The 24,093-nt window shown below is 57.5% G+C and carries 22 protein-coding genes; 17 read left to right on the top strand and 5 right to left on the bottom strand.

From position 1 onward, the window contains the following. Positions 1 to 107 precede the first annotated feature (107 nt). The 3 genes from AC0TNG_RS10255 to ebgR all read right to left on the bottom strand — a co-directional run bounded on the left by AC0TNG_RS10255 (position 108) and on the right by ebgR (position 4,767). Positions 108 to 557 (bottom strand): beta-galactosidase subunit beta, encoded by a 450-nt coding sequence (locus AC0TNG_RS10255; RefSeq protein WP_463727069.1) that lies wholly within the window; start codon positions 555 to 557, stop codon positions 108 to 110. Continuing rightward, on the bottom strand, positions 554 to 3,637 hold the full coding sequence (gene ebgA / locus AC0TNG_RS10250; protein WP_463727070.1) for a beta-galactosidase subunit alpha: 3,084 nt from the start codon (positions 3,635 to 3,637) through the stop codon (positions 554 to 556). Before ebgA ends, AC0TNG_RS10255 begins: the two co-directional genes overlap by 4 nt. 146 nt (positions 3,638 to 3,783) lie before the next feature. Next, complete coding sequence (gene ebgR / locus AC0TNG_RS10245; protein WP_048989340.1) at positions 3,784 to 4,767, bottom strand: transcriptional regulator EbgR; 984 nt, start codon at positions 4,765 to 4,767, stop codon at positions 3,784 to 3,786. A 138-nt stretch (positions 4,768 to 4,905) separates the two neighbouring features. Between ebgR and AC0TNG_RS10240 the strand changes: the two genes are divergently transcribed. Continuing rightward, complete coding sequence (locus AC0TNG_RS10240) at positions 4,906 to 5,238, top strand: tRNA-binding protein (protein ID WP_024907583.1); 333 nt, start codon at positions 4,906 to 4,908, stop codon at positions 5,236 to 5,238. 71 nt (positions 5,239 to 5,309) lie between these two features. Here AC0TNG_RS10240 and tkt read toward each other — a convergent pair whose 3' ends face one another. Both tkt and tal read right to left on the bottom strand, forming a co-directional pair. Further along, positions 5,310 to 7,298, bottom strand: a complete 1,989-nt coding sequence (gene tkt, locus AC0TNG_RS10235) for a transketolase (protein WP_032646746.1) — start codon at positions 7,296 to 7,298, stop codon at positions 5,310 to 5,312. Positions 7,299 to 7,317: 19 nt separating this feature from the next. Continuing rightward, a complete protein-coding gene (tal, locus tag AC0TNG_RS10230) occupies positions 7,318 to 8,268 on the bottom strand; it encodes a transaldolase (protein WP_267217622.1) in 951 nt (316 codons plus the stop codon). Positions 8,269 to 8,514: 246 nt separating this feature from the next. Here tal and maeB point away from each other — a divergent pair, with 246 nt between their 5' ends. From maeB to eutL, 16 genes are all read left to right on the top strand, one after another. Beyond that, positions 8,515 to 10,794, top strand: a complete 2,280-nt coding sequence (gene maeB, locus AC0TNG_RS10225; RefSeq protein ID WP_473713448.1) for an NADP-dependent oxaloacetate-decarboxylating malate dehydrogenase — start codon at positions 8,515 to 8,517, stop codon at positions 10,792 to 10,794. 160 nt (positions 10,795 to 10,954) lie between these two features. Continuing rightward, positions 10,955 to 11,290, top strand: a complete 336-nt coding sequence (gene eutS / locus AC0TNG_RS10220; RefSeq protein ID WP_061714674.1) for an ethanolamine utilization microcompartment protein EutS — start codon at positions 10,955 to 10,957, stop codon at positions 11,288 to 11,290. Positions 11,291 to 11,302: 12 nt separating this feature from the next. Further along, positions 11,303 to 11,782, top strand: a complete 480-nt coding sequence (gene eutP / locus AC0TNG_RS10215) for an ethanolamine utilization acetate kinase EutP (RefSeq protein ID WP_032646741.1) — start codon at positions 11,303 to 11,305, stop codon at positions 11,780 to 11,782. Further along, positions 11,760 to 12,464, top strand: coding sequence for an ethanolamine utilization acetate kinase EutQ (gene eutQ / locus AC0TNG_RS10210; RefSeq protein WP_024907589.1), 705 nt, complete (start codon positions 11,760 to 11,762; stop codon positions 12,462 to 12,464). The genes eutP and eutQ overlap by 23 nt, the downstream gene beginning before the upstream one ends. A gap of 9 nt (positions 12,465 to 12,473) precedes the next feature. Continuing rightward, on the top strand, positions 12,474 to 13,277 hold the full coding sequence (eutT, locus tag AC0TNG_RS10205; RefSeq protein ID WP_267215140.1) for an ethanolamine utilization cob(I)yrinic acid a,c-diamide adenosyltransferase EutT: 804 nt from the start codon (positions 12,474 to 12,476) through the stop codon (positions 13,275 to 13,277). Continuing rightward, positions 13,274 to 14,290, top strand: coding sequence for a phosphate acetyltransferase (pta, locus tag AC0TNG_RS10200; protein WP_463727072.1), 1,017 nt, complete (start codon positions 13,274 to 13,276; stop codon positions 14,288 to 14,290). Before eutT ends, pta begins: the two co-directional genes overlap by 4 nt. A gap of 40 nt (positions 14,291 to 14,330) precedes the next feature. Continuing rightward, positions 14,331 to 14,624: an ethanolamine utilization microcompartment protein EutM gene (gene eutM, locus AC0TNG_RS10195; protein ID WP_003835054.1), complete on the top strand. Its 294-nt coding sequence runs from the start codon at positions 14,331 to 14,333 to the stop codon at positions 14,622 to 14,624. A 114-nt stretch (positions 14,625 to 14,738) separates the two neighbouring features. Beyond that, positions 14,739 to 15,026: an ethanolamine utilization microcompartment protein EutN gene (gene eutN / locus AC0TNG_RS10190; protein WP_024907592.1), complete on the top strand. Its 288-nt coding sequence runs from the start codon at positions 14,739 to 14,741 to the stop codon at positions 15,024 to 15,026. Between the two features lie 11 nt (positions 15,027 to 15,037). Continuing rightward, entirely contained in the window at positions 15,038 to 16,441 is a 1,404-nt protein-coding gene (locus AC0TNG_RS10185; protein ID WP_024907593.1) for an aldehyde dehydrogenase family protein, read from the top strand. Between the two features lie 12 nt (positions 16,442 to 16,453). Beyond that, the gene (eutJ, locus tag AC0TNG_RS10180) at positions 16,454 to 17,293 is read left to right on the top strand and encodes an ethanolamine utilization protein EutJ (protein ID WP_024907594.1); all 840 of its coding nucleotides are present in this window, start codon (positions 16,454 to 16,456) and stop codon (positions 17,291 to 17,293) included. Next, on the top strand, positions 17,283 to 18,470 hold the full coding sequence (gene eutG, locus AC0TNG_RS10175; RefSeq protein ID WP_473713447.1) for an ethanolamine utilization ethanol dehydrogenase EutG: 1,188 nt from the start codon (positions 17,283 to 17,285) through the stop codon (positions 18,468 to 18,470). Before eutJ ends, eutG begins: the two co-directional genes overlap by 11 nt. Before the next feature lie 27 nt (positions 18,471 to 18,497). Beyond that, positions 18,498 to 19,730, top strand: coding sequence for an ethanolamine utilization protein EutH (gene eutH / locus AC0TNG_RS10170; protein WP_032646725.1), 1,233 nt, complete (start codon positions 18,498 to 18,500; stop codon positions 19,728 to 19,730). Then, positions 19,727 to 21,130, top strand: coding sequence for an ethanolamine ammonia-lyase reactivating factor EutA (gene eutA / locus AC0TNG_RS10165; RefSeq protein ID WP_473713446.1), 1,404 nt, complete (start codon positions 19,727 to 19,729; stop codon positions 21,128 to 21,130). Before eutH ends, eutA begins: the two co-directional genes overlap by 4 nt. Positions 21,131 to 21,141: 11 nt before the next feature. Continuing rightward, positions 21,142 to 22,503: an ethanolamine ammonia-lyase subunit alpha gene (eutB, locus tag AC0TNG_RS10160; protein ID WP_208763136.1), complete on the top strand. Its 1,362-nt coding sequence runs from the start codon at positions 21,142 to 21,144 to the stop codon at positions 22,501 to 22,503. Positions 22,504 to 22,523: 20 nt separating this feature from the next. After that, the gene (eutC, locus tag AC0TNG_RS10155; protein WP_024907598.1) at positions 22,524 to 23,420 is read left to right on the top strand and encodes an ethanolamine ammonia-lyase subunit EutC; all 897 of its coding nucleotides are present in this window, start codon (positions 22,524 to 22,526) and stop codon (positions 23,418 to 23,420) included. A gap of 9 nt (positions 23,421 to 23,429) precedes the next feature. Then, positions 23,430 to 24,089: an ethanolamine utilization microcompartment protein EutL gene (eutL, locus tag AC0TNG_RS10150; RefSeq protein WP_024907599.1), complete on the top strand. Its 660-nt coding sequence runs from the start codon at positions 23,430 to 23,432 to the stop codon at positions 24,087 to 24,089. Positions 24,090 to 24,093: the final 4 nt, after the last annotated feature.

Here is a 24,093-nt window from a genome sequence, read left to right as displayed (position 1 = left end):
CCCAGTCACATAGTTATCTATGCTCCCGGGGATTCGCTCTCTTGCCGCCTTCCTGCAACTCGAATTATTTAGGGTATAGCGGTGCTTCATTGGCACCGCTGGATTTTTTATTTGTTATGGAAATAACCGTCTTCGATGGTCACATAGAGGACGACTTTTTTGGCTGGCGTTTCGCTGATAAAGCGATACGCCTCGTGATTTTCACATATCACGATCTGTCCCTCCCGCACCTGTTCGGTATGGCCCACGCCTTTCAGGTATTCGCGGTCGGTTTCATCCCGGTAGCACTCCACAAGCTGAAGGGCGTCTTTTGCGGCGTACTCAATTTTCTGCGTGCCCTGCAGGTAGTAATGCACCTCGAAATAGCGGCGATGGCCGACGAACAGCGCGTCGGTGCTGGCATCATTGGTCACGCGGTAGGCCAGAGAGTCGCCAATCGAGTGGGCAACGCCGGGCTGGATGTGGTCGATGTTATTAATGGCCTCTGTGCAGCGCTGCCATTTGCGGCCCGTGCGATAACGCTGCTGGAACTGTTCCAGGCTGTCGAGAACGATCATTTTTCTGCCTCGCTGTGCGAATTCATGGAGAAGAAACCGCTGCCGAACCGATGGCGCGCCAGTGCCTGCGCGGCGGTGTGTCCGCCTTCCAGCGGGAGCAGGGTGAAGCCGTAGCGGAACGGCCTGAACCAGACGCGCCATGTATCCAGCACTTCGCTTCCCCAGGAGTTAGAGCCTAAGCCCAGTACCTGATGGTCGAGATTGAGGGTGATGTCCTCGCTGCGACGCAGTTCGTTGCAGTGCTGCGCGACGTGGATGTTCTCTGCCGTGTAGCGCCAGGCGCTGAGGTGAATCGGCTGTTCAGGCACTACCAGCAGGCCGCTGCCGTGACGGCTGGCGAGCGTTGCCCAGCGCACCTGCTGACGGTTGCCGTTGTTCTGCGGGAACGGGTAGTTTTCGAACATTTCGTCCACCGTGGTGTGCCACAGGTCTATGGTGCTGGCCTGCTGGCTGTCCGGGTAGTTCTCACCGGGTCCGCGTCCGTAGTAGCTTACCTGGTCGAATTCGCCGTTGATGCCGAGGGTAAAGCCGATGCACGGGATAATGTGCGGGTAATCACCGTAGCGTTCACCGCTCAGCTCAACGTTAATTTGCCCGTCGGCGGCAATGCGCCAGCGATAGCTACAGCGCATGCCAAAATCAAACACCGGCGGGGCAATCAGCGTGCGGGTGGTAATGACGATCGCATCGTCCTGCTGCTCGACCTCAAAACCGCGCAGGTGCTCCTGCATAATCTGCAGATGGTTGGGTTGCCACAGCCCCTCATACTCCTGCTTGTGGTTATCAATCATCGGTTTGAAAAAGTTAATCTTTGGTTCACGGGTGATGTTTTCCTCACCGTTAACCAGCCAGGAGCAGAGTTTCCCCGTCACTTTTGAGAAGCGTGCGCGGAAGTTATGCCCGATCACGGTACAGTTCAGACGGTCTTCTGCCAGCCGCAGCGGTGTCGCGTTAGCGTTACTAAACGGCGTGGCGTGAGCCGTGCACGCTTTTAGCGGGAACTGATACACCGCAATCTCGTGCCCCGCTTCGCTGTAGCGCGTGCGGCTGTTTTTGCTGATGCGCACGGTCAGGAACGCTTCGCGCTCGTCGAGTTCGGGCAGGTTCAGGCTCACGCTGCGGGTGCTGTTGGGGGCCAGCCCGGAAATTGTCAGCGGCTGGCTGTGCAGGGTTTCACCTTCGGCACGCACCTCAACGAGCAGGGTGTAATCATCCAGGCTGGTGAACCAGAAGCGGTTTTCAACGTGCAGCTCGCCGTTCTGCCAGCGAAGTTTGACCGGGGCAATCACCTGCTTATATTCACGCAGGCCCGGACCCGGCGTTTGATCGGAGTAGATCAGTCCGTCGAGGCAGAAGTTGTAGTTATTCGGGTAGTCACCAAAGTCGCCGCCGTAGGCGTAATACGTATTGCCGCTGGCATCTGCCGCCTGAATACCGTGGTCGCACCACTCCCAGACGTAGTGGCCCTGAATACAGTCGTGGCGATCGAAGACGTTTTGATATTCCGTCAACCCGCCCGGGCCGTTGCCCATCGCGTGGGCGTATTCGCAGATAATGCGCGGTTTGGCGTGGGGATACTCGCCGAACAAATTCATCAGCGGCACGCGGGTGTACATGGTGGAGATGATATCCACCACCTCGGCGTCGCGATCTTCTTCGTAATGCAGCAGGCGCGTGTCATCCAGCGCCTTTGCAGCCCGGGCCATGGCGCGAATATTGCAGCCGTAGCCGGACTCGTTTCCAAGCGACCAGATGATGATGGAAGGGTGGTTTTTCTGGGCGTGAATATGGCGCTCGATGCGCTCAACGTAGACATGTTCCCACACCGGATCGTCCGTGATGCGGCTCAGGTCGCCGACGTTGGCAAAGCCGTGGGATTCCACATCCGTCTCCGCCATCACGAACAGGCCGTAGAGGTCGCACAGCTCGTAGAAGCGCGGATCGTTGGGGTAGTGGGCGGTGCGCACTGAATTGATGTTGTGCTGCTTCATCAGGATCAGGTCGCGCTCGACGCGATCCATGCCCACGGCGCGGCCTTTCTGGTGATCGTTGTCGTGACGGTTTACGCCGTGCAGCTTCAGGTAGCGGTTGTTCACGTAGAACAGGCCGTCTCGCACCTTGATGTCGCGGAACCCAATGCGCTGAGGGATAACCTCCAGCGTCTGTCCGTGTTCATCTTTGAGCGTTACGACCAGATGGTAGAGGTAGGGCGATTCCGCAGACCACTGCTGAGGCTGTTTGACCTCAATGCTAAAGGCGGTTTCCGCGCTGCGGGTCACGGTCAGGCCGTCGGTGGTGCCCTGATGGATCGCTGCTTCGCCATCATACAGGGCATACTCCAGCGACACGGCGGATGCGTGCGGGGCCAGGTTTTCCAGCTCAAGCTGACAGAAGAGGGTGGCGTCTTTCCATGCCTCGTCGAAGGTGGTTTTGATCGTGAGGTCGCGCACGTGAGTGGGATTTTTGCCGATCAGATAGACGTCGCGGAAAATGCCGGCCGTCCACCACATGTCCTGATCCTCAATGTAGGTCGAATCCGCCCACTGCAGCACCCGCACGCACAGCAGGTTTTGCCCGCCGTGCACCGCGTGGCTGATATCAAACTCGGCGGTCAGCCGGCTGCCCTTGCTAAAGCCAATGTAGTGACCATTCACGTAGACTTCGAAATACGTTTCGACGCCGTCAAACTTGATGAGGGTCTGCTTCCCCTGCCAGCCGTCCGATAGCGTGAAGTGGCGCTGATACGCCCCGGTCGGATTGTCTGTAGGCACCCACGGCACGTCGACCGGGAAGGGGAAGCCTTCGTCGGTGTACTGCAGCTGGCCGTGCCCTTCCATCTGCCACATGGCGGGTACGGTAATGTCGCCCCAGTCGGCCATATACTCAGAGGTAAAGTTTTCCGGTACCAGAAGGGGGTGGGTGAAAAAGCGAAAGTTCCACTTACCGCTCAGAGACAGAAAGTGGCTGCTGGCCTCGCGGGCAAAGGTGCGAGCCTGCGCGACGGTGTCGTATGAGAAGAAGTACGCTCGCGGCGGAAGCCGGTTCTCATGCGTGAGTTGAATATTTTCCCAGCGATTCATGCGATCTCCCTGTAGGGGGTAAACATCATTGCTGGAGATTTTAGTAAATATTTTACTAAATAAAATCAGTAAAATTGATTTGCTTTAACTCGATCACGAAATAAAAAAATGCCGGGCATGCCCGGCAGTGTGTTAAACGAGGGGAATTAGCGGGTGGTGCCGCGCAGTTTCAGCACGCTCGGCACGAAAACCTGAAGCGGCAGCGTCCGGCCATCGCGGGCTTTTTCCAGCAGCAGGTTAACCCCCTGGCTGCCCATCATTTCCGAGTGGATGCGTACGGTAGAGAGCGGCGGGAAGGTGAAGCGGGCGGTCGGGATATCGTTCACGCTGATGAGCGAAATGTCCTCCGGGATCGCCAGCCCTTTTTCGTGGATAGCGCGCAAGACGCCGATGGCTATCGAATCAGAGGCCACAAACAGGGCGGTAGGCCAGCTTGTCTGAGCTAGCATGGTTTTTGCCAGTTCGTATCCGGATGAGCTGGAAAAACCGCCGCGCCAGATATCCTGTTCTGACACCACCCCTTTCAGGCGACCATACTCGACAAAAGCGGCTTCGCGGATATCGGCTTTGCCGGGCTCATCTTCCCCGCCGATAAAGCCAATGCGCTTAACGCCCTGATCAATGAAGAAATCAACGATCTGCTTGCTAATGCGCGAGAGGTCAATATCGACGGAATCGAACGCGCTGCCGGGCTCGTGAAAATCGATAAAGCAGACGTTGTCCGTTAACGCAGTTGCAGCGCGCAGGACGGCTGAAGAGGGCTTGCCCACAATCAGTACGCCGGTAAGTTTTTTACTCTCTGGCAGGGTGGCATTGGCGTAACAGTTGCTCAGCTCGACGCCCAGTTTTTCACATTGTGTCTCAATACCGTGGCGGATGGCAAGGTAGTAAGGGTCGTTAATCTCCAGCTCTTGCTGGTAGCTGTAGAGCGCCAGAATGTGCTGCTGACCCACCGCGGCAGACTGCATTTTGCGGGACGTTGTGCTCTTGTATTCCAGCTTTTCCGCAATCTCCAGAATGCGGTGCTTGGTCTCTTCTTTTACGTTCAACGTTGGGTCATCGTTTAAAACCCGGGATACCGTCGCCAGCGAAACGCCAGCCTCCGTCGCGATGTCTTTGAGCGTAGCCATGTTTGTCCTTATTCCCCCACGTGATGACCCATTGTAAAGGATGAATCAGGACATGCATCCGTTTTTACTAAATATCCTGCCCATTGCTTCCGGCAAATAGCGTGCTAGTATTTAGTAAAACTTTACCAAGGAGAGAGCATGGACACGATAGCTTACGATGACTTTGCAAAGCTGGAGATCCGCGTGGGGACGATTGTGGACGTTAAGCGCCACGCCAACGCAGACAAACTCTATATCGCGCAGATTGATGTGGGCGGAAAAACGCTGCAAACCGTCACCAGCCTGGTGCCGTATTACCGGGAAGAAGAGCTTATGGGAAAAACGGTGGTGGTGCTGTGTAATCTGGCGAAAGCGAAGATGCGCGGCGAAACGTCTGAATGCATGCTGCTCTGCGCGGAAACCGATGACGCCAGCGAAAGCGTGTTGTTAACGCCGGAGCGGGCGATGGCGGCGGGCGTCCGGGTGGTATAAAAAAGGGTGGCAAAGCCACCCGATTTTCCAGGCCGGGTAAGCGACAGCGCCACCCGGCAACGCAGACCGCACTACAGCACGCTCAGCGCCTTCTCCACCACGTTCTCAACGGTAAAGCCGAAGTACGGGAACAGCTTATCGGCAGGGGCGGACTCACCGTAGCCCCGCATGCCCACAATCGCCCCTTTGAGCCCGACATACTTGTACCAGTAGTCGGCGATACCGGCCTCCACCGCCACGCGCGCCGCGACGTTAGAGGGCAGCACCGACTCCCGGTACGCCTCGTCCTGAGCGTCAAAAATATCCGTAGAAGGCAGGGATACCACGCGCACCGCGTGGCCTTCGGCGGTCAGTTTTTCCGCCGCTTTCACCGTGATTTCCACCTCGGAACCGGTCGCAATCAGGATCACGTCCGGCTTGCCGCCGCTGTCCTTCAGAATGTAGCCGCCGCGGGCGATGTTTTTCACCTGTTCCGGCGTGCGTTCAATCTGCGCCAGATTCTGGCGGGACAGAATTAATGCCGTTGGGCCGTTATGGCGTTCTACCGCCAGCTTCCAGCCCACTGCCGCTTCGACCTGATCGCACGGACGCCAGGTGCTGAAGTTTGGCGTCAGGCGCAGGCTAGCCAGCTGTTCAACCGCCTGGTGGGTGGGGCCGTCTTCTCCCAGACCGATGGAGTCGTGGGTATAGACCATAATCTGCCGCGCCTTCATCAGCGCCGCCATGCGCGCCGCGTTACGGGCGTACTCGACAAACATCAGGAAGGTGGCGGTGTACGGCACAAACCCACCGTGATGGGCGATGCCGTTGGCAATGGCGGTCATCCCGAACTCGCGCACGCCGTAGTGGATATAGTTCCCGGCAATGTCCTCTTTCAGCGATTTCGAGCCGGACCAGATCGTCAGGTTGCTTGGCGCCAGGTCCGCCGAGCCGCCGAGCAGTTCGGGCAGAATAGGGCCGATTGCGTTCAGGGTATTTTGCGACGCCTTACGGGTGGCGATTTTCGCCGGGTTGGACTGCAGGTTTTCAATCAGCGCCTGGGTTTTATCGTCCCAGTCTTCCGGCAGACCGCCGCTCATGCGGCGGGAGAACTCGGCGGCCAGCTCCGGGTGCGCTTTTTTATAAGCGGCAAATTTCTCGTTCCAGGCGTGCTGGGCCTTCTCGCCGTCTTCACGGGCATCCCAGGCTCTGTAGATCTCTTTTGGGATCTCAAACGGCGGGTATTTCCAGCCCAGCTTCTGCCGGGTCAGCGCCACTTCCTCCTCGCCCAGCGCCGCGCCGTGCGCCTCCTCTTTGCCCGCCTTGTTCGGCGAGCCGAAGCCGATGACCGTGCGGCAGATAATCAGGGACGGTTTGTCCTTCACGCTCTGCGCTTCCTGAATCGCTTTTTTCACCGCCTCAGGGTCGTGACCGTCAATCTCATGCACCACGTGCCAGTGGTAGGCCTCGAAGCGTTTTGCCGTGTCGTCGGTAAACCAGCCCTCGGTCTCCCCGTCGATGGAGATGCCGTTGTGATCGTAGAACCCGATCAGCTTGCCGAGCCCCAGCGTGCCTGCCAGCGAGCAAACCTCGTGGGATATCCCCTCCATCAGACAGCCGTCACCCATAAACACGTAGGTGTAGTGATCGACAATCTCATGGTCCGGCTGGTTGAACTGTGCCGCCAGCGTACGCTCGGCAATCGCCAGCCCGACCGCATTGGCCAGCCCCTGACCGAGCGGCCCGGTGGTGGTCTCCACGCCCGGCGTATAGCCAATCTCCGGGTGCCCAGGGGTTTTGGAGTGCAGCTGGCGGAAGTTTTTCAGCTCCTCAAGCGGCAGATCGTAGCCGGAAAGGTGCAGCAGGCTGTAGAGCAGCATTGAGGCGTGACCGTTGGAGAGAATAAAGCGGTCGCGATCGTACCATGTGGGGTCATTCGGGTTGTGCTTCAGGAAGTCGTTCCACAGCACTTCGGCAATATCGGCCATGCCCATCGGTGCGCCGGGGTGGCCGGAATTGGCTTTCTGCACGGCATCCATGCTGAGGGCGCGGATGGCATTGGCGAGCTCTTTACGGGACATAGTTCACTCCGTGGCAAGGTTAAAGTTTGGCGGCGAGAAGGTCTTCAAGTTTGCGCTGGTCGACGGCGAACAGGCGGATACCTTCCGCCAGTTTTTCCACAGCCATTGCGTCCTGGTTGTGCTCCCAGCGGAACTCCGCTTCGGTCATGGTTTTCGGTTTTGGCAGAACGGTAGAGGTGGGCACCAGCTTACGGATCACCGTCTCTTCTTTGTCCTGTAGTTCCTGGAGCAGGTTAGGGGAGATGGTCAGACGGTCACAGCCTGCCAGGGCGAGGATCTGCTCAGTACGGCGGAAGCTGGCCCCCATCACGATGGTTTCGTAGCGGTGCTGTTTGTAGTAGTCGTAGATGTTACGGACCGATTTCACGCCCGGATCCTCATCCACCACGTACGGATCCATCGGCTGTTTTACCTGATACCAGTCGTAGATGCGCCCGACAAACGGCGAGACGAGGAACACGCCCGCTTCCGCGCAGGCGCGCGCCTGGGCAAACGAGAACAGCAGCGTCAGGTTGCAGTGGATACCCTCTTTTTCCAGCACCTCTGCCGCGCGGATGCCTTCCCAGGTGGAGGCGAGCTTGATCAGAATGCGTGATTTATCGATGCCCTGATCCTGGTAGAGCTCCACCAGACGACGTGCCTTATTAATGCTTTTTTCTTTATCGAATGAGAGGCGGGCATCGACTTCGGTCGAGACGCGTCCCGGAATGCTTTTCAGAATTTCTGCACCAAAATTAACCGCCAGCTTGTCGCTGGCTTCGGCGACCTGCTGCTCCTGCGTTTTACCGCGCTGTTTACCGTAGGCAATGGCGTCATCAATCAGATGGCCAAAATGGGCAAGCCCGGCCGCTTTGAGCAGCAGCGAAGGGTTGGTGGTCGCATCCTCCGGCTGATAGTGGCGAATCGACTCGATATCGCCGCTGTCTGCAACCACTGTGGTGAATTTTTTGATGCCGTCTAGCTGGTTCATAAATGATTACTCCTTGGAAATAAAAGCGTTAGCTGAGTGCGTTAGTTCACACTTCTGGAAAAATCATGATGGACTTAACAAAAAAGCATAGCAGACGGGGGAGGCATTGCTTTTGAGACGGGTAACATGGCTGTTATAAATTGATAACAATTTTTAATGTGTGATGGTGAGAGTTTGGCAGCCTTCAAAGTTTATGCGCTGTCCTGCGGCGATACTATCTGACCGATACGTAAAAGGAATAACAAGATGGACGATCAGTTAAAACAGAGTGCCCTCGATTTTCACGAGTTTCCTGTCCCGGGGAAAATCCAGGTCTCCCCAACCAAGCCGCTGGCAACCCAGCGCGATCTGGCGCTGGCCTATTCGCCGGGCGTAGCTGCCCCGTGTCTGGAAATTGAAAAAGACCCGCTGGCGGCCTACAAATACACCGCGCGTGGCAACCTTGTCGCCGTGATCTCTAACGGCACGGCGGTGCTGGGGCTGGGCAACATCGGTGCGCTGGCCGGTAAACCGGTGATGGAAGGGAAGGGGGTACTGTTCAAGAAATTCGCCGGTATCGACGTGTTCGATATCGAGGTGGATGAGCTCGACCCTGACAAATTCATCAACGTGGTGGCCGCGCTGGAGCCGACCTTCGGCGGGATTAACCTGGAAGACATCAAAGCGCCGGAATGTTTCTATATCGAGCAGAAGCTGCGCGAGCGTATGAACATTCCCGTGTTCCATGATGACCAGCACGGCACCGCGATTATCAGCACCGCCGCGATTCTGAACGGCCTGCGCGTGGTAGAGAAAAATCTCTCCGACGTGCGCATGGTGGTTTCTGGCGCAGGCGCCGCGGCCATCGCCTGTATGAATCTGCTGGTGGCGCTGGGTATGCAGAAACACAACATTGTGGTCTGCGACTCCAAAGGCGTTATCTATAAAGACCGCGAGCCGAACATGGCGGAAACCAAAGCGGCCTATGCTGTGGAAGACGACGGTAAACGCACCCTGGACGACGTGATCGACGGCGCGGATATCTTCCTCGGCTGCTCGGGTCCGAAGGTGCTGACCCAGGAGATGGTGAAGAAGATGGCGCGTGCGCCAATGATCCTGGCCCTGGCGAACCCGGAACCGGAAATTCTGCCGCCGCTGGCGAAAGCGGTGCGTGAAGACGCCATTATCTGTACCGGTCGTTCTGACTACCCGAACCAGGTCAACAACGTACTCTGCTTCCCGTTCATCTTCCGCGGTGCGCTGGACGTCGGCGCAACGGCGATCAACGAAGAGATGAAGCTTGCCGCCGTTCACGCCATCGCGGAGCTGGCGCACGCCGAGCAGAGCGAAGTGGTCGCGTCTGCGTACGGCGACCAGGAGCTGAGCTTCGGTCCGGACTACATCATTCCAAAACCGTTCGATCCGCGTCTGATTGTCAAAATTGCTCCCGCGGTGGCCAAAGCGGCGATGGACTCCGGCGTGGCGACGCGTCCGATTCACGATTTCGACGCTTACGTCGATAAGCTCACCGAGTTTGTCTATAAAACCAACCTGTTCATGAAGCCGATCTTCTCCCAGGCGCGCGCCGACGCGAAGCGCGTAGTGCTGGCGGAAGGGGAAGAGGCGCGCGTGCTGCACGCCACCCAGGAGCTGATCACCTTAGGCCTGGCGAAACCGATCCTGATTGGTCGTCCGAGCGTGATTGAGATGCGTATCCAGAAGCTGGGCCTGCAGATTAAGCCGGGCGTCGACTTCGAGATCGTCAACAACGAATCCGATCCGCGCTTCAAAGAGTACTGGAGCGAATACTACGCGATCATGAAGCGTCGGGGGATCACTCAGGAGCAGGCGCAGAAAGCGGTGATCAGCAACACGACGGTGATCGGCGCGATCATGGTCCATCGCGGCGAGGCGGATGCGCTGATCTGCGGCACCATCGGCGATTACCACGAGCACTTTAGCGTGGTGCAGGAGATCTTTGGCTATCGCGATGGCGTCCATACCGCCGGGGCGATGAACGCGCTGCTGCTGCCAAGCGGCAACACCTTTATTGCCGATACCTACGTTAACGACGATCCGACCCCGGACGAGCTGGCGGAGATCACCGTGATGGCCGCCGAGACCGTGCGTCGCTTTGGTATCGAGCCGAAGGTGGCGCTGCTGTCGCACTCTAACTTTGGTTCGTCTAAATCCGCGGCGGCCTGCAAAATGCGTGAGACGCTGGCGCTGGTGCGCGAGCGCGCACCGGAGCTGATGATTGACGGGGAAATGCACGGCGATGCGGCGCTGGTAGAGAGCATCCGTAACGAACGTATGCCGGACAGCCCGCTGAAGGGATCGGCCAACATACTGATTATGCCGAACGTGGAAGCGGCACGTATCAGCTATAACCTGCTGCGCGTCTCCAGCTCTGAAGGGGTGACCGTAGGACCGGTACTGATGGGCGTGGCGAAACCGGTGCATGTGTTAACGCCGATTGCCTCCGTGCGTCGTATCGTGAACATGGTGGCGCTGGCGGTGGTTGAGGCGCAGACGCAGCCGCTGTAATATCACTTTAATTTATTTCCGGCGCGGGTTTCTCCCGCGCCTTTTTATTTTCCCTTTCTTAGTGATCCACTTCACCTTTTAAACCTGGTTGCCGAATTTTGTTATTTGCTCTGACAAAAAATTGCCACGATGAGGGCAGTTTTAGAGGAGGCGGTGAGCAATGGAAAAAGAACGCATTATTCAGGAATTTGTGCCGGGGAAACAGGTCACGCTGGCGCATCTCATTGCGCACCCCGGAGAGGAACTGGCGAAAAAGATCGGCGTTCCCGAAGCCGGTGCCATCGGCATCATGACGCTGACGCCAGGGGAAACGGCGATGATTGCCGGTGATTTAGCCCTGAAGGCGGCAGATGTAAATATCGGTTTTCTCGATAGATTCAGCGGTGCGCTGGTTATCTACGGCTCGGTAGGCGCGGTAGAAGAAGCGTTATTACAGACGGTAAGTGGTCTGGGCCGGTTATTAAATTTCACATTGTGCAATCTGACAAAAAGTTAATCAGAGGCGGCGATGAAACGTATTGCGTTTGTCGGTACGGTGGGGGCGGGGAAAACGACGCTCTTTAATGCGCTACAGGGAAATTATTCCCTCGCCAGAAAAACACAGGCCGTGGAGTTTAATGAGAATGGCGATATCGATACGCCAGGGGAATATTTTAGCCATCCTCGCTGGTATCACGCCTTAATTACCACGCTGCAGGATGTCGATACGTTGATTTATATACATGCGGCAAATGATAAAGAAAGTCGCTTACCTGCCGGGCTGCTGGATATTGGCGCAAGTAAACGACAAATCGCCGTTATCAGCAAAACGGACCTGCCGGATGCCGACGTCGCCGCAACGCAACAACTTCTTTGCGGGATGGGGTTTCAGGAGCCGATTTTTGAGCTCAATAGCCATGACCCGCGCAGCGTGCAGCATCTGGTGGATTATCTGACTGAGCTCAGCCAAAAGGAGGAAAGGGCAGGTGAAAAAACTCATCACAGCTAACGATATTCGTGCGGCCCACGCACGCGGCGAACAGGAAATGTCAGTTGTTCTGCGCGCCAGCATCATCACCCCGGAGGCGCGCGAAGTTGCGGAGCTGCTGGGCGTCACCATCAGCGAATGCGATGAATCCACGCCATGCGCAGCCGCTGCTAAACCGGCTGCGGTGATTGATGGCAAAACGGAAAACCAACGCATTCGCGAAACCATCATTGCACAGTTACCGGAAGGACAGTTTACCGAAAGCCTGGTTGCCCAACTGATGGACAAAGTCATGAAGGAGAAACAGTCGCTGGAGCAGGGCGGAATGCAGCCGAGCTTTAACTCGGTGACTGGCAAAGGCGGCGTCAAAGTCATCGACGGCAGTAGCGTGAAGTTTGGTCGTTTTGACGGCGCACAGCCGCACTGTGTGGGGTTAACCGATCTGGTGACCGACCAGGACGGCAGCAGTATGGCCGCCGGGTTCATGCAGTGGGATAACGCCTTTTTCCCATGGACGCTGAACTACGACGAAATCGACATGATTCTGGAAGGTGAGCTGCACGTTCGTCACGAAGGTGAAACCATGATTGCTAAAGCCGGGGACGTGATGTTTATCCCGAAAGGCTCCAGCATCGAATTTGGTACGCCCTCGACGGTGAAGTTTCTGTATGTGGCCTGGCCTGCGAACTGGCAGTCCTGCTAAGGCGGATGTATGAAGGATTTCATTACCGAAGCATGGCTCAGAGCGAATCATACGCTCAGCGAAGGGGCTGAAATTCATCTCCCCGCTGACGCTCGCCTGACGCCGTCTGCCCGGGAATTACTGGAAAGCCGACATCTGCGCATTAAGTTTATCGACGAGCAGGGCAGCCTGTTTATTGCTGACGAAGACCAGCAGCCGCAGCCGGTGCATGGGTTAACCAGCAGCGATACGCATCCACAGGCCAGCTGCGAACTGTGTCATCAACCGGTGGCGAAGAAACCTGACACGCTGACGCATCTGACGGCGAACAAGATGGTTGCCAAAAGTGATCCGCGCCTGGGATTTCGCGCCGCGCTGGACAGCACCATCGCGCTGGCCGTGTGGTTGCAGATAGAGCTTGGGCAACCGTGGCAGCCGTGGCTTTCGGATATCCGTTCGCGCCTGGGCAACATTATGCGCGCCGATGCGATGGACGAGCTGCTGGGAGCACAAGCTATCGTCGGCTTAAGTGACGACGATTTACACCGCCTTTCGCATCAGCCGCTGCGCTATCTGGACCACGACCATCTGGTGCCTGAAGCCAGTCACGGACATGATTGCGCGCTGCTTAATCTGCTGCGTACCAAAGTCCGTGAAACGGAGACGGTGGCGGCCCAGGTTTTCATCACCCGTAGTTTTGAAGTCATGCGACCGGACATCATGCAGGCGCTCAACCGCCTTTCCAGTACGGTCTACGTCATGATGATTCTGAGCGTTGCGAAGCACCCGCTGACGGTTAGCCAAATTCAACAGCGACTGGAGGAGAAACCGTGATCGTTGAACGTGCTCGTCAACTCTCCCACCGCTCACCTGCACGGGTGGTGTTTCCGGATGCGCTGGATGTTCGGGTACTGAAGGCGGCAAATTATCTGCATCAGCACCGTCTGGCGCGTCCCATTCTCGTCGCCAGTCCGTTTGCGCTGCGCCAGTTTGCTCTCAGCCACCGGGTGGCGATGGATGGCATTCAGGTTATCGATCCGCAAAGCAACCTGCCAATGCGTGAAGAGTTTGCGCTGCGCTGGTTGGCCCGCGCGGGAGATAAAACACCTGCGGATGCCCGGGAAAAACTCAACGATCCGCTGATGTTCGCCGCGGCAATGGTCAGCGCGGGTAAAGCTGACGTCTGTATTGCGGGCAATCTATCGTCGACGGCCAACGTGCTGCGCGCCGGTTTGCGCATTATTGGGCTACAGCCAGGCTGTAAAACGCTGTCGTCAATTTTCCTGATGCTGCCGCAGTATCTCGGGCCGTCATTAGGGTTTGCCGATTGCAGCGTCGTGCCGCAGCCCACCGCCGCACAGCTGGCGGATATTGCGATTGCCAGCGCGCAGACATGGCAGGGGATCACGGGGGAAGAGCCGCGCGTGGCCATGCTGTCGTTTTCAAGTAATGGCAGCGCTCGCCATCCCAACGTCGCTAACGTGCAGCAGGCGACGGAGATTGTTCGTGAGCGTGCCCCGCAGCTTATCGTGGATGGCGAACTGCAATTTGATGCCGCCTTTGTTCCGGAAGTCGCCGCGCAAAAAGCGCCCGCCAGTCCGTTAAAGGGCAATGCCAACGTGATGGTTTTCCCGTCGCTGGAGGCAGGCAATATTGGCTACAAAATCGCCCAGCGTTTGGGAGGGTATCGCGCCGTTGGACCCTTGATTCAGGGACTTGCCGCACCGCTTCACGACCTCTCTCGCGGCTGTAGCGTACAGGAAATTATCGAACTGGCGTTGGTGGCCGCTGTGCCGCGCCAGACTGACGTGAGTCGTGAAAACGCCTCGCACACACTGGTTGTATAAGGTCCCGTTCTGGACCCCTTTGACTTAAGAGGAAAGCAAAATGGAAGCATTAGGAATGATTGAAACCCGGGGCCTGGTTGCACTGATTGAGGCTTCTGACGCAATGGTTAAAGCGGCACGTGTGAAACTGGTTGGCGTGAAGCAGATCGGTGGCGGTCTGGTCACGGCTATGGTCCGTGGCGACGTAGCGGCATGTAAAGCGGCAACAGACGCAGGTGCTGCGGCTGCACAGCGTATTGGCGAGCTGGTTTCCGTACACGTGATCCCGCGTCCGCATGGCGATCTGGAAGAAGTGTTCCCGATCAGCTTTAAAGGCGACAGCAACGACATGTAAGTCGTCCATGTGACGCCACAAATTTCATTGCTGGCGTCACCCTCTCTCCTTTTCACATTACCTTCTGCGGAGGGTAGGGGGAGGTTTTACCTGAAATATGCCACGGAGGCGCGTATGAAACTGGCAATCGTCACAGGACAAATTGTTTGTACCGTACGCCATCAGGGGCTCGCGCACGACAAGTTGCTGATGGTGGAAATGATTGATGCCCAGGGTAATCCCGACGGCCAGTGTGCTGTTGCTATCGACAGCATCGGCGCGGGAACCGGGGAGTGGGTGCTGCTGGTCAGCGGCAGCTCAGCCCGTCAGGCGCACCGTCACGAATCATCACCTGTCGATCTGTGCGTGATTGGCATCGTCGATGAAGTGGTGGCTGGTGGCCAGGTGATCTTCCATAAATAAGGCAGAAAATCATGAATCAACAGGATATTGAACAGGTCGTGAAAGCGGTGCTGCTGAAAATGAAAGACAGCAGCCAGCCCGTCAGTGCCGTTCAAGAAATGGGCGTTTTTGCCTCCCTGGATGACGCAGTGACGGCAGCAAAACTGGCCCAGCAGGGGTTGAAAAGCGTCGCCATGCGTCAGTTGGCTATCGCGGCTCTTCGCGAGGCGGGCGAAAAGCACGCCAGAGAATTAGCGGAACTTGCCGTCACAGAAACCGGCATGGGACGCGTTGACGATAAATTTGCCAAAAACGTGGCGCAGGCACGCGGTACGCCGGGGGTGGAATGCCTGTCTCCACAGGTCCTGACCGGCGATAACGGTCTGACGCTGATTGAAAATGCGCCGTGGGGCGTGGTGGCCTCGGTGACGCCGTCTACCAACCCTGCCGCAACCGTTATCAACAACGCCATCAGCCTGATTGCCGCTGGCAACAGCGTGGTCTTCGCCCCGCATCCTGCGGCAAAAAAAGTCTCTCAGCGCGCCATTACGCTGCTTAACCAGGCGATTGTTGCCGCAGGCGGCCCGGCAAACCTGCTGGTGACCGTTGCCAATCCGGATATCGAAACCGCCCAGCGCCTGTTCAAGTACCCAGGCATCGGCCTGCTGGTGGTGACCGGCGGTGAAGCCGTAGTGGATGCTGCGCGTAAGCACACCAACAAGCGTCTGATTGCCGCCGGTGCGGGTAACCCGCCGGTGGTGGTGGATGAAACGGCCGACCTGGCCCGCGCGGCGCAGTCGATCGTCAAAGGCGCATCGTTTGATAACAACATCATCTGCGCCGATGAAAAAGTCCTGATCGTCGTGGATAGCGTTGCCGACGAACTGATGCGCCTGATGGAAAGCCAGCATGCGGTGAAACTGACAGCGGCTCAGGCCGAACAGCTGCAACCTGTGCTGCTGAAAAATATCGATGAGCGCGGTAAAGGCACGGTCAGTCGTGACTGGGTAGGCCGCGATGCAGGAAAAATCGCGGCGACGATTGGTCTGACCGTACCAGAGCAAACGCGGCTGTTATTCGTCGAAACCTCAGCGACGCATCCGTTTGCCGTCACCGAATTGATGATGCCGGTGTTGCCTGTCGTGCGGGTCGCCAGCGTCGATGAGGCCATTGAACTGGCGGTCAAGCTTGAAGGCGGCTGTCACCATACGGCGGCGATGCATTCGCGCAATATCGACAACATGAACCGCATGGCAAACGCCATTGATACCAGCATTTTCGTCAAGAACGGACCGTGTATTGCGGGGCTTGGGCTCGGCGGCGAAGGCTGGACCACGATGACCATTACCACACCAACCGGGGAAGGGGTGACCAGCGCGCGCACGTTTGTGCGTCTGCGTCGCTGTGTGTTGGTGGACGCCTTCAGAATTGTATAAGGAGTAAAAGGGATGGCGCACGACGAACAGCGTTGGCTGACACCCAGGCTGCTAAAAGCGGCAGCGCTATGTAACCAGACGCCTGCTGTGAGCGATTCACCGCTGTGGCTGGGCGTTGATTTGGGAACGTGTGATGTGGTGTCGATGGTTGTCGACAGTGACGGACAGCCGGTTGCGGTTTGCCTGGACTGGGCCGATGTCGTGCGCGATGGCATCGTCTGGGATTTCTTCGGCGCGGTGACCCTCGTTCGTCGCCATCTCGATACGCTCGAACAACAGCTGGGTTGCCGCTTTACCCATGCGGCAACCTCGTTTCCACCGGGAACGGACCGGCGCATTTCGATCAACGTGCTGGAGTCTGCCGGACTTGAAGTGAGTCATGTGCTCGACGAACCGACCGCGGTGGCGGACCTGTTGCAGCTCGATAACGCTGGCGTGGTGGATATCGGGGGCGGTACCACCGGGATTGCCATTGTTAAACAGGGCAAAGTGATCTATTCCGCCGATGAAGCGACCGGCGGGCACCATATTTCCCTGACGCTCGCCGGGAACCGTCGCATCCAGTTGGAGGAAGCCGAGCAGTACAAGCGCAGCAATGGCAAAGAAATCTGGCCAGTGGTTAAGCCGGTCTACGAAAAGATGGCGGAAATCGTGGCTCACCATATAGCCGGACAGGGCGTCGCTGACTTGTGGCTGGCCGGTGGCTCCTGTATGCAGCCGGGCGTTGATGAACTGTTCCGTAAGCGTTTCCCGAAGCTGCAGGTGCATTTACCCCAGCACAGCCTGTTTATGACTCCGCTGGCGATTGCAAATAGCGGAAAAGAAAAAGCGGAAGGAATCTATGCAAGCTGAATTGCAGACCGCGCTCTTTCAGGCATTCGATACCCTGAATCTGCAACGCGTAAAAACGTTTAGCGTTCCACCGGTTACGTTGTGTGGACTGGGAGCGCTGAGTACCTGTGGGCAGGAAGCAAAAGCGCGCGGACTGACGCATATGTTCGTCATGGTTGATCGTTTCCTGCATCAGGCGGGGATGACCGCTGCACTGGAGCGCAGCCTGGCGATGAAAGGCGTGGCGATGACGCTGTGGCCATGTCCGGCGGGCGAACCGTGCATTACGGACGTCTGCGCGGCGGTCGCGCAATTGCGTGAATCGAAGTGCGATAGCGTTGTGGCCTTCGGCGGCGGTTCCGTACTGGATGCCGCAAAGGCAGTCGCGTTGCTGGTGACCAACCCCACGCAGACGCTGGCTGACATGACGGAGCACAGCGTGTTGCGTGCGCGTCTGCCGCTGATTGCGGTGCCAACTACCGCCGGAACGGGCTCAGAAACCACTAACGTCACGGTGATTATCGACGCCGCGACAGGACTTAAACAAGTGCTGGCCCATGCAATGCTGATGCCGGATGTGGCGATCCTTGACGCCGCGCTGACGGAAGGTGTGCCCGCACACGTCACGGCGATGACCGGGATCGATGCGCTGACGCACGCCGTTGAAGCATATAGCGCGCTGAACGCGACGCCGTTTACCGACAGCCTGGCGATTGGCGCGATTGCGATGATCGGTAAATCGCTGCCAAAGGCCGCCGGCTACGGTCAGGATCTGGTGGCGCGGGAAAGCATGCTGCTGGCGTCCTGCATGGCGGGAATGGCGTTTTCAAGCGCGGGACTGGGCTTGTGTCATGCGATGGCGCACCAGCCGGGCGCTGCGCTGCATATCCCGCACGGACAGGCTAACGCCATGCTGCTGCCCACGGTAATGGGGTTCAACCGCATGGTGTGTCGTGAGCGCTTCAGCCATATCGGACGGGCGTTAACTAACAAGAAGTCGGACGATCGCGATGCCATCAACGCCGTCAGCGAGTTGATTAGTGAAGTGGGCCAGACAAAACGACTCTCTGACGTTGGGGCAAAGCCCGAGCATTACAGCGCATGGGCGCATGCCGCGCTGGAGGATATTTGTATTCGCAGTAACCCACGCACCGCCACGCAGGCCGACATTATCGCGTTGTATGCGACGGCACAATAAATACACATATGACAGGGAGTGAAGGTTATGGGAATTAACGAAATCATCATGTACATCATGATGTTCTTTATGCTGATTGCCGCCGTGGACAGGATCCTGTCGCAGTTCGGCGGTTCGGCGCGCTTCCTCGGTAAGTTCGGTAAGAGTATTGAGGGTTCGGGCGGCCAGTTTGAAGAAGGTTTCATGGCGATGGGCGCGCTGGGCCTGGCAATGGTCGGTATGACCGCGCTGGCACCCGTACTGGCGCATGTGCTTGGGCCGGTGATTATTCCGCTGTACGAAATGCTGGGCGCAAACCCGTCGATGTTTGCCGGAACGCTGCTGGCGTGCGATATGGGCGGCTTCTTCCTGGCGAAAGAACTGGCGGGCGGCGACGTTGCGGCGTGGCTGTACTCTGGCCTGATCCTCGGAGCGATGATGGGGCCGACGCTAGTCTTCTCCATTCCGGTTGCGCTGGGAATTATTGAACCGTCTGATCGTCGTTATCTGGCGCTGGGCGTGCTGGCCGGTATTGTCACCATTCCAGTTGGCTGTATTGCGGGTGGTTTGGTCGCGATGTACTCCGGCGTCGAAATCAATGGTCAGCCGGTGGAGTTCACCTTTGCGCTGATCCTGATGAACATGATCCCGGTGCTGATCGTGGCCGTGCTGGTGGCGCTGGGATTGAAATTCATCCCGGAAAAAATGATCAACGGCTTCCAGATCTTCGCGAAATTCCTCGTGGCGCTGATCACCCTCGGCCTGGCGGCTGCGGTGATCAAATTCCTGCTCGGCTGGGAGCTGATTCCGGGTCTTGATCCTATCTTCATGGCACCGGGAGACAGGCCGGGTGAAGTGATGCGCGCCATCGAAGTTATCGGTTCTATCTCCTGTGTGCTGCTGGGCGCCTACCCGATGGTGCTGCTGTTGACCCGCTGGTTTGAAAAACCGCTGATGAGCGTCGGCAACCTGTTAAACGTTAATAACATTGCGGCTGCGGGGATGGTCGCGACGCTGGCGAACAACATTCCGATGTTCGGCATGATGAAGAATATGGATACCCGCGGCAAAGTGATCAACTGCGCCTTTGCGGTCTCCGCGGCCTTTGCTCTGGGGGACCACTTAGGCTTCGCCGCTGCCAACATGAACGCGATGATCTTCCCAATGATTGTCGGCAAGTTGATCGGCGGTGTGACGGCGATTGGCGTGGCTATGCTGTTAGTACCGAAAGACGAAGATGTTCCGGCACCAGCAGACACTCATCCGGAGGCGCAATCGTGAATATTCGCCAGCTACTCAGCGTCGGTATCGATATCGGCACCACCACCACTCAGGTGATCTTCTCGCGCCTTGAGCTGGTCAACCGTGCGGCAGTGTCGCAGGTGCCGCGTTACGAATTCATCAAACGCGAAATTAGCTGGCAAAGCCCGGTGTTTTTTACCCCGGTTGATAAGCAGGGCGGGTTGAAAGAGGCCGAACTTAAGGCGCTGATCCTCGCCCAGTATCAGGCGGCGGGCATCAAGCCTGAGGTCGTCGATTCCGGTGCGATCATCATTACCGGAGAAAGCGCCAAAACCCGCAACGCACGACCCGCAGTGATGGCGCTCTCCCAGTCGCTGGGGGACTTTGTGGTTGCCAGCGCCGGCCCGCATCTGGAATCGGTGATTGCCGGTCAAGGCGCGGGAGTGCAAACCCTGTCCGAGCAAAAAATGTGCCGGGTACTGAATATCGACATCGGCGGCGGGACGTCGAACTACGTCCTGTTCGATGCCGGAAAGGTCAGCGGTTCGGCCTGCCTGAACGTTGGAGGAAGGCTTCTGGAAACGGACGGTCAGGGGCGAGTGGTGCATGCGCATCAACCGGGGCAGATGATTGTTGATGACGTATTTGGTCCGGGCTTTGACGCCCGAACCCTCAATGCGGGGCAGCTTGTTCAGGTGGCCAGACGGATGGCGGCGCTGATTGTGGAGGTGATTGACGGCACGCTTTCACCGCTGGCGCAGGCGATGATGCAAACCGGTTTACTGCCTGCGGGTGTGAAACCGGATGTGATTACGCTTTCAGGGGGAGTGGGCGAATGCTACCGCAACCAACCAGCCGATCCGTTCTGTTTTTCCGATATCGGGCCGCTCCTCGCCACGGCGCTGCATGAACATCCGCGTCTGCGTGAGATGAACGTGCAGTTCCCGGCGCAGACCGTGCGTGCCACGGTGATTGGTGCCGGTGCACATACGCTGTCGCTTTCGGGCAGCACTATCTGGCTGGAAGGCGTGACGCTTCCGCTGCGCAATCTGCCGGTGGCGATTCCGGTTGATGAGGCTGATCTGGTTGCCGCCTGGCAGCAAGCGCTGATGCAACTCGATCTGGATCCGCAAACGGATGCCTACGTGCTGGCGCTGCCCGGTTCGCTGCCGGTGCGCTACGCCGCGCTATTAACGGTGATTGATGCGCTGCTGGCCTTTGTCGCGCGCTATCCGAATCCGCATCCCCTGCTGGTGGTAGCCGAGCAGGATTTTGGTAAAGCCCTGGGCATGCTGTTACGCCCACAGTTACAGCAACACCCGCTGGCGGTCATCGATGAGGTGGTTGTCCGGGCGGGGGACTATATCGACATTGGTACGCCTCTTTTTGGCGGATCGGTTGTGCCGGTGACGGTGAAATCACTCGCATTTCCTTCCTGAGGGAACGACTTATGAAACTAAAGACCACATTGTTCGGCAATGTTTATCAGTTTAAGGATGTGAAAGAGGTGCTGGCAAAAGCCAACGAACTGCGTTCGGGGGATGTGCTGGCAGGGGTAGCTGCAACCAGTTCGCAGGAGCGCGTGGCGGCCAAGCAGGTGCTGTCAGAAATGACGGTGGCGGATATCCGCAATAACCCGGTGATTTCCTATGAAGAGGACTGCGTCACGCGTCTGATTCAGGATGACGTCAACGAAACGGCCTATAACCGCATCAAAAACTGGAGCATCAGCGAACTGCGCGAGTACGTGCTGAGCGATGAAACCTCCGTTGATGACATTGCGTTTACGCGTAAAGGGTTAACGTCGGAAGTGGTCGCCGCGGTAGCAAAAATCTGCTCTAACGCGGACCTGATCTACGGCGGTAAGAAAATGCCGGTGATCAAAAAGGCCAACACCACTATTGGTCTGCCTGGCACTTTCAGCTGTCGTTTACAGCCGAACGACACCCGTGATGACGTGCAGAGTATTGCGGCACAAATCTACGAGGGACTCTCCTTCGGTGCGGGCGATGCGGTAATTGGCGTAAACCCGGTAACGGATGATGTGGAAAACTTAAGCCGCGTACTGGATACCGTGTACGGCGTTATCGATAAATTCAACATCCCGACCCAGGGCTGCGTACTGGCACACGTTACCACCCAGATCGAAGCGATTCGTCGCGGCGCGCCGGGCGGGCTGATTTTCCAGAGTATCTGCGGCAGCGAGAAAGGCTTAAAAGAGTTCGGCGTTGAGCTGGCCATGCTGGATGAAGCACGCGCAGTGGGCGCGGAGTTCAACCGCATCGCCGGTGAAAACTGCCTGTACTTCGAAACCGGACAAGGGTCTGCGCTCTCCGCAGGCGCTAACTTCGGTGCCGATCAGGTGACGATGGAAGCGCGTAACTACGGGCTGGCGCGTCACTACGATCCGTTTCTGGTGAACACCGTGGTGGGCTTTATCGGGCCGGAGTATCTGTACAACGATCGTCAGATTATTCGCGCGGGTCTGGAAGATCACTTTATGGGCAAGCTGAGTGGCATCTCAATGGGCTGCGACTGCTGCTACACCAACCATGCTGATGCTGACCAGAACCTCAACGAAAACCTGATGGTTCTGCTCGCCACCGCTGGCTGCAACTACATCATGGGCATGCCGCTCGGTGACGACATCATGCTCAACTATCAGACCACCGCCTTTCACGATACCGCCACCGTCCGTCAGTTGCTGAATTTACGGCCGTCGCCGGAGTTTGAACGCTGGCTGGAAACCATGGGCATTATGGCAAACGGTCGCCTGACCAAACGGGCGGGCGATCCGTCACTGTTCTTCTGATGACGCGGGGATGACACACGATGGATCAAAAACAGATTGAAGAAATTGTACGCAGCGTTATGGCGTCAATGGGAGAGTCGCAGCCGCAGGCGCAAGCGTCGTCACCTGAAGAGAAATGTAGCACCGCGCAGTGTGCTGCACCAACGGGTGAAAGCTGTGCAATGGATTTAGGCTCAGCCGAGGCCAAAGCGTGGATTGGCGTTGAGAACCCGCACCGCGCAGAGGTGTTGACCGAGCTGCGCCGCAGCACCGCCGCGCGTGTATGTACCGGCCGTGCCGGTCCACGCCCGCGCACTCAGGCGCTGCTGCGTTTCCTGGCCGATCACTCGCGTTCAAAAGACACGGTGTTGAAAGAAGTGCCCGAAGAGTGGGTAAAAGCCCAGGGGCTGCTGGAAGTACGCTCGGAAATCAGTGACAAAAACCTGTACCTGACGCGCCCGGATCTGGGGCGTCGTCTGAGTGCGGAAGCCATTGAAGCGCTGAAATCACAGTGTGTAATGAACCCGGATGTGCAGGTGATTATCTCTGATGGCCTGTCTACCGACGCCATTACCGCCAACTACGAAGAGATCCTGCCGCCGCTGTTGTCGGGCTTAAAACAGGCCGGATTGAAGGTTGGGACACCGTTCTTTGTTCGCTATGGTCGCGTGAAAATCGAAGATCAGATCGGCGAACTGCTTGGTGCGAAAGCGGTGATCCTGCTGGTTGGGGAACGTCCGGGCCTTGGCCAGTCTGAAAGCCTTTCCTGCTATGCCGTCTATTCGCCGCGCGTGGCGACGACCGTTGAAGCTGACCGTACCTGTATCTCGAATATTCATCAGGGCGGTACGCCACCGGTTGAAGCGGCGGCGGTGATTGTGGATTTGGCCAGGCGCATGCTGGAGCAAAAAGCATCCGGCATCAATATGACCCGTTAAGGAGGCATCATGCCAGCATTAGATTTGATTAGACCTTCAGTCACCGCAATGCGCGTGATTGCCTCGGTAAATGACGGTTTTGCCCGTGAACTTAAATTACCGCCACATATACGTAGCCTTGGACTCATCACAGCAGATTCTGATGACGTGGCGTATATTGCCGCAGACGAAGCGACAAAACAGGCAATGGTCGAAGTGGTTTATGGCCGCTCGCTGTATGCCGGCGCGGCGCACAGCCCCTCTCCAACCTCGGGCGAAGTGCTGATTATGCTCGGAGGGCCAAACCCGGCCGAAGTTCGCGCAGGTCTGGACGCGATGGTGGCCAATATTGAAAGCGGTGCGGCTTTCCAGTGGGCAAATGACGCAGAAGATACCGCTTTCCTGGCGCATGTGGTTTCGCGTACCGGGTCGTATCTCTCGGCGACCGCAGGATGCCGACCTGGTGATCCGATGGCGTATCTGGTGGCGCCGCCGCTGGAGGCGACGTTGGGTATTGATGCTGCGCTGAAATCTGCCGATGTGCAGATTGTCACCTATGTGCCGCCACCGTCAGAAACCAACTATTCGGCCGCGTTTTTGACCGGTAGCCAGGCCGCCTGTAAAGCCGCCTGTAACGCCTTTGCTGATGCCGTGCTGGATATTGCCCGTAATCCAGTCCAGCGCGCGTAAGAGA

Source organism: Enterobacter sp. PL_is514 (genome assembly GCF_055816715.1).
The sequence above is the reverse complement of the archived record's forward strand: the minus strand, read 5'-3'. Positions and strand labels throughout refer to the sequence as shown.

Coding starts and splice junctions, on each gene's coding strand:
- eutM (WP_003835054.1), top strand. CDS start 14,331: ATGGAAGCATTAGGAATGATTGAAACCCGGGGCCTGGTTGCACTGATT.
- eutT (WP_267215140.1), top strand. CDS start 12,474: ATGAAGGATTTCATTACCGAAGCATGGCTCAGAGCGAATCATACGCTC.
- tal (WP_267217622.1), bottom strand. CDS start 8,268: ATGAACCAGCTAGACGGCATCAAAAAATTCACCACAGTGGTTGCAGAC.
- AC0TNG_RS10240 (WP_024907583.1), top strand. CDS start 4,906: ATGGACACGATAGCTTACGATGACTTTGCAAAGCTGGAGATCCGCGTG.
- AC0TNG_RS10255 (WP_463727069.1), bottom strand. CDS start 557: ATGATCGTTCTCGACAGCCTGGAACAGTTCCAGCAGCGTTATCGCACG.
- eutH (WP_032646725.1), top strand. CDS start 18,498: ATGGGAATTAACGAAATCATCATGTACATCATGATGTTCTTTATGCTG.
- eutP (WP_032646741.1), top strand. CDS start 11,303: ATGAAACGTATTGCGTTTGTCGGTACGGTGGGGGCGGGGAAAACGACG.
- eutB (WP_208763136.1), top strand. CDS start 21,142: ATGAAACTAAAGACCACATTGTTCGGCAATGTTTATCAGTTTAAGGAT.
- ebgR (WP_048989340.1), bottom strand. CDS start 4,767: ATGGCTACGCTCAAAGACATCGCGACGGAGGCTGGCGTTTCGCTGGCG.
- AC0TNG_RS10185 (WP_024907593.1), top strand. CDS start 15,038: ATGAATCAACAGGATATTGAACAGGTCGTGAAAGCGGTGCTGCTGAAA.
- ebgA (WP_463727070.1), bottom strand. CDS start 3,637: ATGAATCGCTGGGAAAATATTCAACTCACGCATGAGAACCGGCTTCCG.
- eutS (WP_061714674.1), top strand. CDS start 10,955: ATGGAAAAAGAACGCATTATTCAGGAATTTGTGCCGGGGAAACAGGTC.
- eutJ (WP_024907594.1), top strand. CDS start 16,454: ATGGCGCACGACGAACAGCGTTGGCTGACACCCAGGCTGCTAAAAGCG.
- eutN (WP_024907592.1), top strand. CDS start 14,739: ATGAAACTGGCAATCGTCACAGGACAAATTGTTTGTACCGTACGCCAT.
- maeB (WP_473713448.1), top strand. CDS start 8,515: ATGGACGATCAGTTAAAACAGAGTGCCCTCGATTTTCACGAGTTTCCT.
- eutC (WP_024907598.1), top strand. CDS start 22,524: ATGGATCAAAAACAGATTGAAGAAATTGTACGCAGCGTTATGGCGTCA.
- tkt (WP_032646746.1), bottom strand. CDS start 7,298: ATGTCCCGTAAAGAGCTCGCCAATGCCATCCGCGCCCTCAGCATGGAT.
- eutL (WP_024907599.1), top strand. CDS start 23,430: ATGCCAGCATTAGATTTGATTAGACCTTCAGTCACCGCAATGCGCGTG.
- eutG (WP_473713447.1), top strand. CDS start 17,283: ATGCAAGCTGAATTGCAGACCGCGCTCTTTCAGGCATTCGATACCCTG.